General features: G+C 33.5%; 15 protein-coding genes. 11 read left to right on the top strand and 4 right to left on the bottom strand.

The annotated features are described in order from the left end of the window. Positions 1-57 precede the first annotated feature (57 nt). From OLM54_RS18120 to OLM54_RS18105, 4 genes are read left to right on the top strand one after another with little or no spacing between them, the layout of a single operon-like run. Positions 58-279, top strand: a complete 222-nt coding sequence (locus OLM54_RS18120) for a helix-turn-helix domain-containing protein (RefSeq protein WP_264535961.1) — start codon at positions 58-60, stop codon at positions 277-279. Further along, complete coding sequence (dcm, locus tag OLM54_RS18115) at positions 279-1,514, top strand: DNA (cytosine-5-)-methyltransferase (protein ID WP_264535960.1); 1,236 nt, start codon at positions 279-281, stop codon at positions 1,512-1,514. Before OLM54_RS18120 ends, dcm begins: the two co-directional genes overlap by 1 nt. A 41-nt stretch (positions 1,515-1,555) precedes the next feature. Beyond that, positions 1,556-2,767 carry a type II restriction endonuclease gene (locus tag OLM54_RS18110; protein WP_264535959.1) on the top strand — a complete coding sequence of 404 codons (1,212 nt, stop codon included), beginning with the start codon at positions 1,556-1,558 and terminating at the stop codon, positions 2,765-2,767. Positions 2,768-2,797: 30 nt separating this feature from the next. Next, a complete protein-coding gene (locus OLM54_RS18105) occupies positions 2,798-3,214 on the top strand; it encodes a very short patch repair endonuclease (protein ID WP_264535958.1) in 417 nt (138 codons plus the stop codon). Between the two features lie 123 nt (positions 3,215-3,337). On the opposite strand, the gene OLM54_RS18100 is transcribed toward OLM54_RS18105, so the two are convergent. Further along, positions 3,338-3,571 carry a hypothetical protein gene (locus OLM54_RS18100; protein WP_264535957.1) on the bottom strand — a complete coding sequence of 78 codons (234 nt, stop codon included), beginning with the start codon at positions 3,569-3,571 and terminating at the stop codon, positions 3,338-3,340. A 477-nt stretch (positions 3,572-4,048) separates the two neighbouring features. On the opposite strand from OLM54_RS18100, the gene OLM54_RS18095 reads away from it, so the two are divergent. Then, the gene (locus OLM54_RS18095; RefSeq protein WP_264535956.1) at positions 4,049-4,363 is read left to right on the top strand and encodes an HPF/RaiA family ribosome-associated protein; all 315 of its coding nucleotides are present in this window, start codon (positions 4,049-4,051) and stop codon (positions 4,361-4,363) included. Positions 4,364-4,453: 90 nt separating this feature from the next. Here OLM54_RS18095 and OLM54_RS18090 read toward each other — a convergent pair whose 3' ends face one another. Beyond that, on the bottom strand, positions 4,454-5,122 hold the full coding sequence (locus tag OLM54_RS18090; protein WP_264535955.1) for a hypothetical protein: 669 nt from the start codon (positions 5,120-5,122) through the stop codon (positions 4,454-4,456). Positions 5,123-5,420: 298 nt separating this feature from the next. On the opposite strand from OLM54_RS18090, the gene OLM54_RS18085 reads away from it, so the two are divergent. From OLM54_RS18085 to OLM54_RS18065, 5 genes are all read left to right on the top strand, one after another. Further along, a complete protein-coding gene (locus tag OLM54_RS18085; protein ID WP_264535954.1) occupies positions 5,421-5,912 on the top strand; it encodes a nuclear transport factor 2 family protein in 492 nt (163 codons plus the stop codon). A gap of 262 nt (positions 5,913-6,174) precedes the next feature. After that, positions 6,175-7,557: an ammonium transporter gene (locus OLM54_RS18080; protein WP_264535953.1), complete on the top strand. Its 1,383-nt coding sequence runs from the start codon at positions 6,175-6,177 to the stop codon at positions 7,555-7,557. Positions 7,558-7,739: 182 nt separating this feature from the next. Further along, entirely contained in the window at positions 7,740-8,417 is a 678-nt protein-coding gene (gene trmB / locus OLM54_RS18075; RefSeq protein WP_059114995.1) for a tRNA (guanosine(46)-N7)-methyltransferase TrmB, read from the top strand. A gap of 40 nt (positions 8,418-8,457) precedes the next feature. Continuing rightward, positions 8,458-9,096 carry a LysE family transporter gene (locus OLM54_RS18070; protein WP_264535952.1) on the top strand — a complete coding sequence of 213 codons (639 nt, stop codon included), beginning with the start codon at positions 8,458-8,460 and terminating at the stop codon, positions 9,094-9,096. 148 nt (positions 9,097-9,244) lie between these two features. Then, entirely contained in the window at positions 9,245-9,571 is a 327-nt protein-coding gene (locus OLM54_RS18065) for an MGMT family protein (RefSeq protein WP_264535951.1), read from the top strand. A 133-nt stretch (positions 9,572-9,704) separates the two neighbouring features. On the opposite strand, the gene OLM54_RS18060 is transcribed toward OLM54_RS18065, so the two are convergent. Beyond that, complete coding sequence (locus OLM54_RS18060) at positions 9,705-11,030, bottom strand: sensor histidine kinase (RefSeq protein WP_264535950.1); 1,326 nt, start codon at positions 11,028-11,030, stop codon at positions 9,705-9,707. A gap of 181 nt (positions 11,031-11,211) precedes the next feature. Continuing rightward, positions 11,212-12,558 carry a sigma-54-dependent transcriptional regulator gene (locus tag OLM54_RS18055; protein ID WP_264535949.1) on the bottom strand — a complete coding sequence of 449 codons (1,347 nt, stop codon included), beginning with the start codon at positions 12,556-12,558 and terminating at the stop codon, positions 11,212-11,214. A gap of 159 nt (positions 12,559-12,717) precedes the next feature. Here OLM54_RS18055 and OLM54_RS18050 point away from each other — a divergent pair, with 159 nt between their 5' ends. Next, positions 12,718-13,962: an efflux RND transporter periplasmic adaptor subunit gene (locus OLM54_RS18050; protein WP_264535948.1), complete on the top strand. Its 1,245-nt coding sequence runs from the start codon at positions 12,718-12,720 to the stop codon at positions 13,960-13,962. The last annotated feature ends 58 nt before the right edge of the window (positions 13,963-14,020 follow it).

The raw sequence follows: 14,020 nt of genomic DNA, 5'->3' as shown, positions 1-14,020 counted from the left end.
CCGTTGTACCAAAAGCAACATTTGGATAGTTTTGTTTACTTCAATATCACAAAATCAATGAGCATAAATATTAGAATTGGCGACCGAATTCGCGAATTAAGGAAAGTAAAAGGTCTTTCTCAAGAAGCATTAGCAAATCTTGCTGAAGTCGACAGAACTTATATGACAAAAGTGGAAACTGGAAAAAAAAATGTAACGGTTAAAATTTTAGAAAAAATAATTATTGCTCTTGAAACTGATTTTGGAGCTTTTTTCAACGACAACAATTTTAAGAAATAATGACACAGAAAAAGTATTCAGCTATAAAAGAAAAACTCCATATCGAAGTTGATAAAAAAACAGATAATGGACTTGCTCAACTTACTCATTATTTTCAGAACCATACTAACGGGGTTTCTCAATATTTCAAAGATGATGCAACGGAATACTTATCCGACATCCATGAAAAATTAAATATTGTTGAAGAACCTAATTTTCAATATTACTTGCCAATAAAATGGGATATACCATTTCCTCCTCCTAAAAATCCTGAGTTTAAATTTATTGATTTATTTGCAGGTATTGGTGGAATAAGACTAGCATATCAAAATTTAGGTGGTAAATGTGTTTTTACTAGCGAATGGGATACCTATTCAAAAAAAACCTACGAGGCAAATTTCGGAAAAGTGCCTTTTGGGGACATAACGCAAATAAATGAAACTGAAATTCCTGATCATGATATTTTATTAGCTGGTTTTCCTTGTCAACCATTTTCAATAGCGGGAGTTTCAAAAAAGAATGCATTAGGTCGAAAACATGGTTTTTTAGATGAAACACAAGGAACACTTTTTTTTGATATCGCTCGAATTCTTAAACATAAAAGACCTAAAACTTTTATGTTAGAAAATGTCAAGAATCTTGTATCTCACGACAAAGGCAACACGTTTAAAGTTATACAAAACACATTAAGAGAATTAAATTATACCATTTATTTTAAAGTTTTAGATGGTAAACATTTTGTTCCGCAACATAGAGAAAGAATTATAATTGTTGGATTTGATAACGAATATTTTCAAGGAAAGGAAAATTTTAAATTTCCTGAAATGAGTAACGTAAAATTTGCATTAAAAGACATTCTTTTATCCGAAGTTGATCCAAAATACACTCTATCAGATAAGCTCTGGAACTATTTACAAGAATATGCTAAAAAACATAAAGCCAAAGGAAATGGTTTTGGATTTGGTTTAGCTGATTTAAACGGAATTTCAAGAACTATGAGTGCCCGATATTACAAAGATGGCGCAGAAATATTAATTCCTCAAGAAGGCAAAAATCCTAGACGATTAGTACCTAGAGAATGCGCTCGACTTCAAGGGTTTCCTGATAATTTCGTTATACCTGTGTCTGACAATCAAGCTTATAAACAATTTGGAAATTCAGTTGTATCTCCTTTAATGCAAGCAGTTGGTAAAAATTTAGTCGCAGAAATTGTAAAAGAAAAGGATAATCAAAAATTAAATTCTCTAGAGCAATAATAGAGTAAGTCGTGATAAATTAATTTTAATTTTTATTAATAATGGAAAATGGTCTTCTTTCAAAATACTTTAAAGGCATAGTCGCAAAAAAACTTAGTCAAGTTGAAGTTGATCCCCAAGTTTCTAACCAACACGAATTCAATGGTATTAATGAATTTAAATCTATTTTAGGCACGGGAAGATCTACATATGAAGGTGTTTTTATATACCTAACTGATAATGAAGAAACTATATTAAATGAGGTAGGTTCCTTAACTTGGTATAACGCACGAGAAAATGATCCCAAAAGAAATGAATTTCGCCTCTATTATTCCACAACACAAATTATGGAAAAGGCTAATGTTGGTGATTTTTTATTAATTGGATTAACACATGATAATAAATTAGCTGTGGTAGTAGCTCCAACAGGAACAACAGCGGAACAGCAATTGCTTTGGCTTTTTGAAATAGGAGATATTGGAAACAAATTTATTTTCCGTGATATTTCCTCAAATGACATCAAACTTAATTTTGCAGGAAAGTACATTCTTAATTCACTTGGTTTTGAAATCGATGAAACTGAGCCAGATTTTTTAGACTTGATACTTACAACATTTAAAGGTCAATTTCCTTCGACAGCGATCTTTTCAGATTTTGCCCGTTCGACAGTTAATAATGTCTCCCCCTTTGAAGAACCTGATAAAACCTTAATTGCTTGGCTTGAAAGAGAAGAAATACTTTTCAAAACACTTGAGAAACATATTGTATCAAAAAAACTTGAACAAGGATTTGGAGAAAATAAGATCGACGTAGACGATTTTATTTCATTTTCATTAAGTGTTCAGAATAGAAGAAAATCTCGTGCCGGTTTTGCTTTTGAAAACCATCTCGCATCTATTTTTAAATTTCAGGAAATACGTTTTTCTAAGGGAGCAAAAACAGAAAGGAATAACAAACCTGATTTTCTTTTCCCGTCGATAACAAATTATCATGATCCAGATTTCCCTGTTGAATTATTGACGATGCTTGGTGTTAAGACTACGGCAAAAGATAGATGGAGACAAGTTTTGTCAGAAGCAGAGAGAATTACTTCTCAGAAACATTTAATCACTTTAGAACCAGCAATAAGCGTAAATCAAACTGACGAAATGTTTGCACAAAATCTGCAACTTGTAATTCCACAATCTTTGAAGGAAACTTTTACGGCTTCCCAACAAGTTAATTTATTAAACCTTCAAGACTTTATAAACGTAGTTCGCCAACGACAAAAATAAAATAATTAGAAATAATTAACTAAAATTATCATGGATGTCCATAATCCTGAACAACGCTCAAAAAACATGCGCGCCATCAAAAGCACAGCAACAAAAGCCGAAGTTCGTTTGGCAAAAACATTATGGAATCTAGGTTACAGATACAGAAAAAATAATAAAACAGTTTTCGGCAAACCGGACTTCACATTCAAAAAATTAAAAATTGCCATTTTCGTAGATTCAGAATTCTTTCACGGGAAAGATTGGGAAACCCGAAAAAAACCACAAACTAATCCTGAATTCTGGATCAAAAAAATCGAACGAAATATGCAACGAGATATAGAAGTCAATACATATTTAGAATCTCAAAACTGGAAAATTTTACGTTTTTGGAGTAACGATATCAAAAAGAATTTAGATTCGTGTATTCTTGAAATTGAAAAAGCAATTGCAGAAAGACAAGTTTAACAATTACAACGAAGTTTCTCGTGCGATTCCTTCATTCTTCGGAATGACAAAGCAGGCGAAAAAAGAAAACAAAATAAAAAAAACCACTTCACAGTGGCTTTTCATTTAATATCTAAATCTTAATCATTCAACATCCAAATACGGATTTAAAATTTCGGCTAATTGATTGAGCCAATAAAAACCATCTTCGACGCTTGTTTTGTTAATTTGCAGAGTTTGGCATTCTTGCAGTGTGCTTAAAGCAAGAACATAATTTAGTTTTCTAATTGTTTTTGCCAGGCTTTCTGGATCGACTGATTTGTTGAAAAAGTCAATAATCCGGGCTTCGGCTTCTTTTGAAAGGGTTTTGGTACTCATAATCTCGGAATTTAGGAAATATAAAACCCGTATGGGTTAGCTGTCCTACGCTTTCGAGAACGCGTTGTGGTTGTTTCCAATACCGCCAGCGTACCATACGGGCAAAAAGTTTTGTTGTGTTCATAATCTCGATATTTAGGACTGCGAAGATACCAAATAAACATTTCTAATTAGTAGGATTTATTCATCAATCTAAAATATCTTAATTTTTAGTTTGTTTATTATTACGGTCCCGAAGTTTCGGGATCGACTCCGCTCAACCTGACAAAAAATACAAGTAAAAAAATCTGTTTTTATCCGCGTTTTCACGAAGTGAATTCGTTAAATCCGCGTTCCATAATAACATTTCAAAATCGCTAAGTCTGGCAAAAATGGTCTTGAAATTTTTAACTATTTTTTCATAATGTTTTATTAACTCACTTGGCTTTTCATCTTAAATAAAATAGCTTTGAGATTAATCATTAAATATAAACCAATATGAAAATTCAAATCAATACAGACAAAAACATCGAAGGACACGAAAGATTAGCAACTTATTTTTCTGAAGAATTAGAAAAAGGTTTAACTCGTTTTGAAGAAAAAATTACCCGCGTTGAAGTGCATTTTGGAGATGAAAATGGCGAGAAATTCAGCTTAAACGATAAAAAATGTGTAATTGAAGTTCGTACTGCAAAATTACAGCCTCTAACCGTAACAGAACACGCCGATACTATTGAAAAAGCTTTTAGTGGCGCTTTGGCAAAAGCAAAAAAATCGCTTACCACTACTTTTGAGAAAATGAAAGAACATTAAATTTAAGATACATAGTTACAAAGGGACAAAGGTGCTAAGTTTTCTCTGCATCTTTGTCCCTTTGTCACTCTGTACCTTTGTACCTTCTCTTTACGATTTCGGTAACGGTGCTCCTACGGCAATATCGCAACGATGTCCGGGTTGTCCGTGCGCGGGATTCATGCCTTCGGCAACCGTTGGGGTTTCGGTACTTAATAAAGACGGAACTGCATTGTTATTTGCTGGCGGCGTAACGGTAAAAGTTTGCGAAGTGCTTCCGCTTTGTGCTGTATTTGTCGTTGTTTGTTTTGCTGCAACCGGAGAATTTAAAGGCGCTCCAACCGGAATATCACATCTGTGTCCGGGTTGTCCGTGCGACGGATTCATTCCTTTTGCTACTTTCACAGGCGCTGCGGTTGTAGTTGTAACCACATTTTGCTGAGGCGCATTTACCTGAACAGCTTGTGGTGCTGCCTGCTGTACAGTTGCAGTTTGTCCTTGTGTTGGAGCTGAATTTAATGGCGCGCCAACAGCAATATCACATCTGTGTCCTGGTTGTCCGTGTGCGGGATTTAATCCGGCATTTGAACTTAAAACTGTATTTGGATTTGTCTGAACCGGGTTTTGAACTACAGAATTCACTTTTGTGGTATCTTTCATCAATCCTAATTTTACCAATTCTGATGTTGGAGTGTTTTCCTGCGGTTCTAATTCTTTTTTGCAAGAAGTAAAAAGTATTGAAGAAAGAACTAACGAACTGATAAGTATTTTTGGATTCATAATGTAGATTTTTAAAGCCCTCAAATATACTAATTAAACCATATAAGTGATATAAGATACTATAAGTTTTAACTTATTATCTTTCGTAAAAACGCTAATCTGCAAAGTTTTTGTTTCACGCAGATTACAGAGATCTAAGCAGATTTTTTTAATTAAATTTGATAGAAAATCATCCGCATATATCTGCTTAAATCTTTTAAAATCTGCGTGAAATGATTTGCAGCAAAAAAACTTTGCGACTTTGCAACTTTGCAAGATTACTACAATATTTGCTAACTTTAACCAAAACAAACTTTATATGAAAAAATCAATCCTGCTTCTATTATTCATTTCTGCTTTCGCGAATGCGCAAAATGCCGAAAAAGACAAAATCAACCAAACGCTTGACGCGTGGCACAAAGCCGCTGCCGATGTAAAATTCGATGCTTATTTTTCTGCATTAAACGATGACGCGATTTATATAGGAACTGATGCTACAGAAAACTGGACAAAAAAAGAGTTTCAAGTTTGGGCAAAACCTTTTTTCGACAAAGGAACAACTTGGAGTTTCACGGCTTTAGAACGTCATATCTTTTTTGATAAATCGGGGAAAATTGCCTGGTTTGATGAATTGCTAAATACTCAAATGAAAATCTGTCGAGGATCAGGAGTTTTAGTGAAAGTGGGAAAAGAATGGAAAATTCAACATTATGTTTTATCCATGACAATTCCGAACGATGAAGTTGATGCCGTAACCAAATTAAAATCTCCAGTTGAAGACGTTTTAATTGACAAGCTAAAGAAAAAATAAACAATTTGAGTGTTTCTTATTATAATCCTAACTTTTCTGGCGTTTTACAAAACCAAATATCAAATTAATTATAATACAATTGACAATATTAGTCGTAAATTAGAAGTTTAAAATAAGATTGTCTCAAAAAAACTAATCGAATTTTACAAAATCGACTAAAATAAAAGCCAAGCCTCTATTTTTTCAGCCCTGAAAATCTAAATATTGATTTTTTTTTAACTTTGACCCCAAAAAAAATAGGGTTCAATAAAGTATTTGAAAAATGAAAATAGAAAAACGCTGGATCATCTCCTTTATTATTATAAGTATTGTTTGTATTACGGGTGCATTTTGGCCAACCGTTACCGAAAATAGTTACATATTGTCAGAATTTGGTACAACAGATCACATAGTTCCTGCTGATGTTGCCTGGATGTTAACTTCCTGCTGTCTGGTTTTAATCATGACGCCGGGATTATCTTTCTTTTACGGCGGAATGGTAGGCCGAAAAAATGTGATTTCGACCATGTTGCAAAGTTTTATTTGTTTGGGCGTTGTAACTCTTTTATGGGTTGTAGTGGCTTTTAGTCTGGCTTTTGGAGATCCTGTAGGTTTTGGCTCAGGAGATCATTTTTATAGTTTCTTTGGTAATCCAACCACATTTGCTTTTATGGATTATGTGGGCGTTTTACCTCATAAAAAATTAGCAAGTACGATTCCGTTTATGCTGTTTGCTTTGTTTCAAATGAAATTTGCGATTATTGCACCGGCGATTATTACAGGTTCGTTTGCAGAACGCGTTCGTTTTATCTCGTATTTACTTTTTATTAGTTTATTTACGATTTTCATTTATGCACCTTTATGCCATTCGGTTTGGTATCCAACAGGAATTTTAGGAAGTTATTTTGGCGTAAAAGATTTCGCCGGAGGAACAGTTGTACACATGAGTTCAGGATTTGCTGCTTTGGCGGGAGTTCTCGTTTTAGGAAAAAGAAAAAACAGCCAGCATATACCAACCAATATTCCGTTTGTATTATTAGGAACTGGAATGTTATGGTTTGGATGGTTTGGTTTCAACGCCGGATCGGCACTTGCTGCAAACGGAACTGCCGCAATGGCTTTTGCAACGACTACAACATCATCGGCCGCAGCCATGTTAACGTGGGTTTTCTTTGATCGAATGAATGGCAGAAAAGTTTCGGCGCTTGGCGCTTGTATTGGCGCTGTTGTTGGTTTAGTTGCTATAACGCCGGCTGCAGGATTTGTATCTGTTCCTGAAAGTATGTTTTTCGGATTCGTTACGGCTTTGGTTTCAAATACAGTTGTAAATTGTCGTTTATCAAAAAGATTTGATGATACTTTAGATGTTTTTGCCTGTCACGGTGTTGGCGGAATTATGGGAATGATTCTGACTGCGATTTTTGCTCATGGCGAAGATGCAAGTTTGCTACATGGCGGCTGGAACGTATTTGCACATCATATGATGGCTTTGGTTTTGGTTTCGATATTTACTTTCTTCGGCGCTTATTTCTTGTTTAAAGTAACCAATTTTATAATCCCGTTGCGTGTTTCTGAAGAAAACGAACACATTGGTCTTGATTTATCGCAACACGATGAAACGCTTGATCCAAAATTAAAACCAATTACTGAACCGCATTATGGGTAAAAAAGTATGCCACAGATTTCACAGATTCTCACAGATTAGAAAAAATAATCATTTTAATCTGTGAAATCTGTGGCAAAAAAAATTCGCGAAAATTAGTGTAATTCGTGGTAAAAAATTTAAACACAATTGCCCAACAATCATTCCGTTTATATTCCTTAATTTTGCCGAAAATTTTTGTACAAGTGGGAAGTAAAAATAAACTAAAAAGATTCAGGGAAAACGAAACATTTCAAAACGTTTTTCAACCAACAAGAGAAGAAGTTGTAGGCGATTTAATGCCTTTAAAAGGAAAATGGAATTCTGATTTCTTTAAAAATGACAATCCTTTAGTTTTAGAATTAGGATGCGGAAAAGGAGAATATTCTGTTGGATTAGCAGAAAGATATCCAAACAAAAATTTTATCGGAATTGACATTAAAGGCGCGCGTTTCTGGAGAGGTGCAAAAACTGCCGTTGAAACCGGATTGCATAATGTTGCTTTTATTCGAACTCAAATCGAGTTAATCGATCATATTTTTAATGAAAATGAAGTGGATGAAATCTGGATTACTTTTCCGGATCCGCAAATTAAATACAAGAGAACAAAACACAGAATGACGAATTCTGAATTTTTGAAATTGTATAAAAAAATCCTTAAAAAAGACGGTGTTGTAAATCTTAAAACCGACAGCGAATTTATGCACGGTTATACGCTGGGATTACTTCACGGAGAAGGACATGAGGTTTTATACGCAAATCATAATGTGTATACAAACGAAGGAAGTCCGGAAGAAGTTACTGCTTTTCAGACATTTTATGAGAAACAATATTTAGAAATTAATAAGGCAATTACGTATATTCGCTTCAAAATTAAAGATTGATTTAATTTTAAAAAGAATTTACGAACCCATAAACAACTGAATGGCCTTACTTACTCCATTACTTTCAGGTTTTATTGCTGCTTTCATCGGAATTATACCGCCTGGCTTACTTAACATGACGGCAGCCAAAATAAACTTGAAAGAAGGAAAAAAGAATGCTTTATGGTTTGTTGTTGGTGCGGTTGTCGTTATTTTTTTTCAGGTTTATCTGGCGGTTTTATTTGCTCACGTCATTGACAATCGTCCAGATGTTGTGACTTTATTACGCGAAGTAGGTTTTGTTATTTTCTCTATTTTAACGATCTACTTTTTGTTTCTTGCCAAAGAACCAAAAACCAAAAAAAAATCGAAGATTAAAAAGAGCAGTAAAAAAAGCCGTTTCTTTTTAGGAATGCTTCTTTCCGGTTTGAATTTTTTTCCAATTCCATATTATGTTGTGGTAAGTGTTACTTTGGCTTCTTACCATCTTTTTGAGTTTGAAAACAACATTATTTTTACTTTTGTATTGGGTTCTGTTTTAGGTTCTTTTGCAGCGCTTTACAGTTATGTTGCTTTCTTTGGAAGAATCGAAAAGAAAACCGATTATCTAATGCGTAACATGAATACTATTATTGGAAGTATTACAGGTTTAGTTGCTGTGGTGACGCTTTTTAATATTTTGAATTATTATTTCGGATAATATAAACCACAGATTACAGTATTAAAATGATTTAATTTCAAGCAGATTTAGCAAGTTATTTAAAATCATTTTTATCTGCCCGATCTGCGAGAAAACTATATTATAGAAAATCTTTTTAATCCTGTAATCTGTGGCAAAAAAATAAATTATGGCTGAAGATAATTTTTTTGAAAAAGTTTATGCAATCGCCAGACAAATTCCATACGGAAAAGTAACTTCTTTTGGTGCAATTGCAAAAGCTTTAGGCACGGCTCGTTCTGCCCGAATGGTTGGCTGGGCAATGAATGCGTGTCATAATATGGATGATATTCCTGCTCACAGAGTCGTAAACCGCAAAGGACTTTTGACCGGAAAATTCCACTTTGACGGAACGAATTTAATGCAGCAGCTGTTGGAAAGTGAAGGTATTGAAGTAATCAATAATCAGATTGTAGATTTTGAAAAACACTTTTGGCAGCCGGAAGTTGAATTTTAAATTTTTCACTTTAGGGTCCTGCAAGGTTTCCAAAACCTTGTAGGTTTAATTATTATAATCTCTGAAAAATAATATTAATAAAACGCATATACACATACCTACAAGGTTTTGAAAACCTTGCAGGAGATGTCGATCAAATCAAACAAATAACAAAACTCGTTTTATCTTCATCTGTCTGGTAGCTTAAATAACCGCCGTGCGCTTCGATGATGTTTTTAGAAAGCGTTAAACCAATTCCTGCGCCGTCTTTTCTGGTGGTAAAAAATGGCAGAAATACTTTGTCTCTAATCTCAGAATCGATTCCTTTTCCGTTGTCTGATATCGTGATAAAAAATCGGTTGTTTTCTGTATAACTTGACAGAAACATTTTCTTTTCCGGTTTCTCTTTTAAGGCATAAATACTATTGGTAATCAAATTGATAATTACCTGTTCCATTTGGTTTTTATCGATTAAAATAGAACGTGAACTATTAATTTCATTTATTAATTCGATATTTTCTGTTTTTAAAATCGGGTTCATAATTCGAAGGCAATCATCAAAAAGCGCATTTATTGGTGTCATTACTTTTGTTGGCGTTGGCAACATGGCGAGCTTTCTGTAATTTTCGACAAAAACCTGCAAATGATCGCTTCTGTTTATTATGGTTGAAATACTGCTTTTGATGTCGTCAAAATCGTCTTCTTCGAGTTTTTCCTGATCGACAATTTGGAGTAAATTCTGCGAAAGCGCACGAATTGGTGTTAGAGAATTCATTAATTCATGCGAAATAATCTTCATCAAATTAATCCACGCTTCTTTTTCTTTTTTCTCAATTACACGCTGAATACTATCGAGTAAAATGATATAATATTCTTTGTTATATGTTCTTGTGAGAGACGTTTGCAAAATAAAAGTCTGTAAATCCTGTTCTTCAATTTTTATTGAAATCGCCGATTTTAATTCGGAAAAATCCGTTTTCTCAATTTCATTGCAAAATGACGGCAGATAATTTTTGAGGTATTTCCAATGGCTTACTTTCGGAACTTTAAACAAATCTGAAAAACATTCGTTCATCAAAAAAATATTCCAATCTTCACTGTTTTTTTCTAAAATTAAAACTCCCGTTTCGATATTATTCAAAATCGATTGATACACAATTTCTTTCGATGTTTGTTCTTGCTGCTGAACTTTTAAAGTTTCATAAAGAAGATATAGATTTTTAAAACTATCCTTTTTATTCTCTTCCGGAAAATTGGTCGAAAAATCATTTTTTAGCATTGAAAGGAATGTTCTGTCATAAAACAGCACTTTGTTTTTGATATAAAAATAGATTTCAAACAACATTACAACACCAAAAAATCCAACCAAAAGTGCGTTATAATAAAACATTTTGTAGATCAAAAAAACACAAACAAAAAAGAGCATCATAACAAATATGACTCTAACAAATAGGGCATTATAGAATTTCCAATTCTTCATATTTTATTTTTTATTGCCGTAGTTTAAAATCTTAAAAATGATTTTTTACCTGATATAATTCTCTCGCAGATTCGGCAGATTTAGCAGATAAAATTAGATTAAAATGGAATCCGCTTAATCTGCAAAATCTGCGAGAGTATAATTAAACCCTTTTTAATCCTTCAATCTATTATAAAACTATTTAAGTATTTTTTAAATCGTATTTTTCAATTCTTCTATATAATGCAGCTCTCGACAAACCCAATTCTTCGGCTGTTTTACTGATATTTCCATTGTGTTTAAACAATGCCTTTTCGATAGCACTTTTTTCCATTTCTGATAATGGATTATCATCGTTTTCTTGAATATCTTCAAAATCAAGAATATCCAGATCTTGTACAGAAATTGTATTATTATCTGCCAAAATCAATGCGCGCTCGATTTTATTTTCCATTTCACGGATATTTCCTTTCCACGGATATTTTTCTAAATACGGCGCAACATTATCTTCAAAACGCCAATTTTCGTGATTGTATTTTTCGGCAATTTGTTCTAAAATAAAATGCGCCATCGGAACAATATCATCTTTTCGCTCTCTTAATGACGGCAAATTTATTTCCATTGTGTTGATGCGATACAGCAAATCTTCGCGGAATGTTTTGTTTTTTACCTCTGCTTTAATATCGCTGTTTGTTGCAGCAATTATGCGAACATTTAAAGGCCTGGCTTTGCTTTCGCCCAAACGTGTTACGGTTTTGGTTTGTAAAACATGCAATAATTTTGATTGCAAATGCAACGGAATATTTCCTATTTCATCCAAAAAAATAGTTCCGTTTTGTGCCGTTTCAAATCTTCCGGCCGTATCAATTTTTGCATCGGTAAAAGCTCCTTTGGTGTAACCAAAAAGTTCACTTTCGAATAAATTATCACTCAAAGAACCTAAATCTACATGTACAAAAGGCTGATTTTTTCGTTCTGAATTTTGATGAATAAACTCGGCAAAAACATATTTTCCGGTTCCGTTTTCACCTAAAATTAAAACATTGGCATCTGTTCTGGCAACTTTCTCTGCCATAGAATACGCTTGTTTTATCTTGGCAGAAGTGCCAGCAAAATAACGTTTATCGGCTTTTTCAACGACAACTTTTTTCGTGTTTTTTCTGCTTTCGGCGACAGCCTTATCAATTGTTTCAAGTAGTTTTTCGTTATGCCACGGTTTTAAAACATAATCAAAAGCGCCAATTTTTATGCCTTCAACTGCGGTATCAATTTTTCCAAAAGCAGTCATTAAAATGACAACGGTTTGCGGCGAAAGTGTTTTTATTTCTTTTAGCCAATGAATTCCTTCGCGCCCGTCTTCAAAACCAATTCGGTAATTCATGTCTAACAAAACCACATTTATATCATTTTCGGTTAAAATCGAAATGATTTTTTTTGGACTATTCGCTGTAAAAATTGTTTCAAAATGTTTTTTCAGAATCATTTTTGCCGAAAAAAGAATTTCTTCCTGATCGTCAACGACTAATATTTGGGCTTGTTTTTTTCGCATGGTATTATTTTTTGTCCGATTTTGAACGGTCAACTGTTCATTATCGAACACTCCTTTTTAAGATTGGTTTTTAAAGCTTCTTTAAAATCAATACTTTACAAATAATAAATTTTATGGCACAGTATTTACCTATTGATTATCAGTAAATTATTCAAAAACATGGACAAGGTAATTCCTCGTAAAAATAGAAAATTTAGGTATTTCACAATAGCAATTGCAATTTTTTTAGCTTTGGTTGTGGTCGTTATTTTTTCTTTCAACACTAAAAGAAGTTTAAATGTAAAAACCGAAGAACTGACAATTCAAAAAGTTGAAAAAGCCTTTTTTGAAGATTTTGTTGTTTTTCAGGCAAAAGTAGAACCGTTAAATGTAATGCTTGTGAATGTAACAGAAGGCGGATCTGTAAAAGAAATTTTTGTCGAAAATGGTGCAATGGTTACAAAAGGACAATCTCTCGCACGTTTGTATAACCCAAATACGGAACTGAATTATCTAACTCAGGAAACGGCAATTATTGAGCAAATCAACAATTTGAATACGGGAAAACTGAACATTAGAAATCAGGAATTGAATTTGAATAAAGATTTGGTTTTGATCGAACACGATTATAATGATGCCAAAAGATTGTACGACATGAACTCGAAATTGTTTGCTAAAGATGTGATTTCGAAAAATGACTGGAATACGTTTAAGGAAAGTTTACGTTTTCAGGAAGAACGCAAAAAAACGATTCAGCAAAGTATTCAAAAAGAAAAACAAAGCAATCAGGTTCAGATTTCGCAAATTAACCGTTCGATTCAAACTATGGAAATGAGTCTTGATATTTTGAGAAATAACAAAAAGAATTTCCTGATTACAGCTCCTGAATCCGGTCGATTAACATCATTTGAACCTGTTTTGGGAAAAACGTTTCAGGCGGGTGAAAGCATCGGAAAAATAGATTCTAAACAAGGTTATAAACTGATCGCGGAAGTGGATGAATTTTATCTGGAAAAAATTCGAGAAGGCTTAAAAGGTCAGGTAGAATTTAAAGGAAAAACGCTTGAAGTTTTGGTTACCAAAGTAATTCCGGAAGTAAAAAGCGGACATTTTACGGTAGAATTGGCTTTTGTTTCTAAAGAAAATATCACTTTACAAGACGGTCTTAGCTTTGGTGTAAAACTGATTTTATCAGAAAAAAACAAAACTTTAGTGGTATCAAAAGGAAGTTTTAATCAGGAAACTGCCGGCAAATGGATTTTTGTCGTAAAAGGAAATAAAGCGGAAAGAAGAAATATAAAATTAGGCAGAGAAAATCCTTCGTATTATGAAGTTCTTGAAGGTTTAAAAGAAGGCGAATCTGTGATTACTTCATCATATTCTGATTATAAAGATATTGAGGAGTTGTCGATTAGCTCGCAGTAGTCAGTTTTCAGTCGCAGTTTTCAGTCACAGTATTAGTCGCAGTAATCAGTCGCAGTCA

Origin of the sequence: Flavobacterium sp. N1736 (assembly GCF_025947065.1) — a bacterium.
In the GTDB taxonomy this organism is placed as follows: Bacteria; Bacteroidota; Bacteroidia; order Flavobacteriales; family Flavobacteriaceae; genus Flavobacterium.
This window is presented reverse-complemented; position numbering and strand designations above follow the sequence as displayed.

What these genes read in the sequence shown, in the direction of transcription:
- OLM54_RS18055 (WP_264535949.1), bottom strand. Translation starts at nt 12,558, where the DNA reads ATGCGAAAAAAACAAGCCCAAATATTAGTCGTTGACGATCAGGAAGAA.
- OLM54_RS18085 (WP_264535954.1), top strand. Translation starts at nt 5,421, where the DNA reads ATGAAAAAATCAATCCTGCTTCTATTATTCATTTCTGCTTTCGCGAAT.
- OLM54_RS18120 (WP_264535961.1), top strand. Translation starts at nt 58, where the DNA reads ATGAGCATAAATATTAGAATTGGCGACCGAATTCGCGAATTAAGGAAA.
- OLM54_RS18105 (WP_264535958.1), top strand. Translation starts at nt 2,798, where the DNA reads ATGGATGTCCATAATCCTGAACAACGCTCAAAAAACATGCGCGCCATC.
- OLM54_RS18060 (WP_264535950.1), bottom strand. Translation starts at nt 11,030, where the DNA reads ATGAAGAATTGGAAATTCTATAATGCCCTATTTGTTAGAGTCATATTT.
- dcm (WP_264535960.1), top strand. Translation starts at nt 279, where the DNA reads ATGACACAGAAAAAGTATTCAGCTATAAAAGAAAAACTCCATATCGAA.
- OLM54_RS18100 (WP_264535957.1), bottom strand. Translation starts at nt 3,571, where the DNA reads ATGAGTACCAAAACCCTTTCAAAAGAAGCCGAAGCCCGGATTATTGAC.
- OLM54_RS18065 (WP_264535951.1), top strand. Translation starts at nt 9,245, where the DNA reads ATGGCTGAAGATAATTTTTTTGAAAAAGTTTATGCAATCGCCAGACAA.
- OLM54_RS18095 (WP_264535956.1), top strand. Translation starts at nt 4,049, where the DNA reads ATGAAAATTCAAATCAATACAGACAAAAACATCGAAGGACACGAAAGA.
- OLM54_RS18080 (WP_264535953.1), top strand. Translation starts at nt 6,175, where the DNA reads ATGAAAATAGAAAAACGCTGGATCATCTCCTTTATTATTATAAGTATT.
- OLM54_RS18050 (WP_264535948.1), top strand. Translation starts at nt 12,718, where the DNA reads ATGGACAAGGTAATTCCTCGTAAAAATAGAAAATTTAGGTATTTCACA.
- OLM54_RS18070 (WP_264535952.1), top strand. Translation starts at nt 8,458, where the DNA reads ATGGCCTTACTTACTCCATTACTTTCAGGTTTTATTGCTGCTTTCATC.
- OLM54_RS18090 (WP_264535955.1), bottom strand. Translation starts at nt 5,122, where the DNA reads ATGAATCCAAAAATACTTATCAGTTCGTTAGTTCTTTCTTCAATACTT.
- OLM54_RS18110 (WP_264535959.1), top strand. Translation starts at nt 1,556, where the DNA reads ATGGAAAATGGTCTTCTTTCAAAATACTTTAAAGGCATAGTCGCAAAA.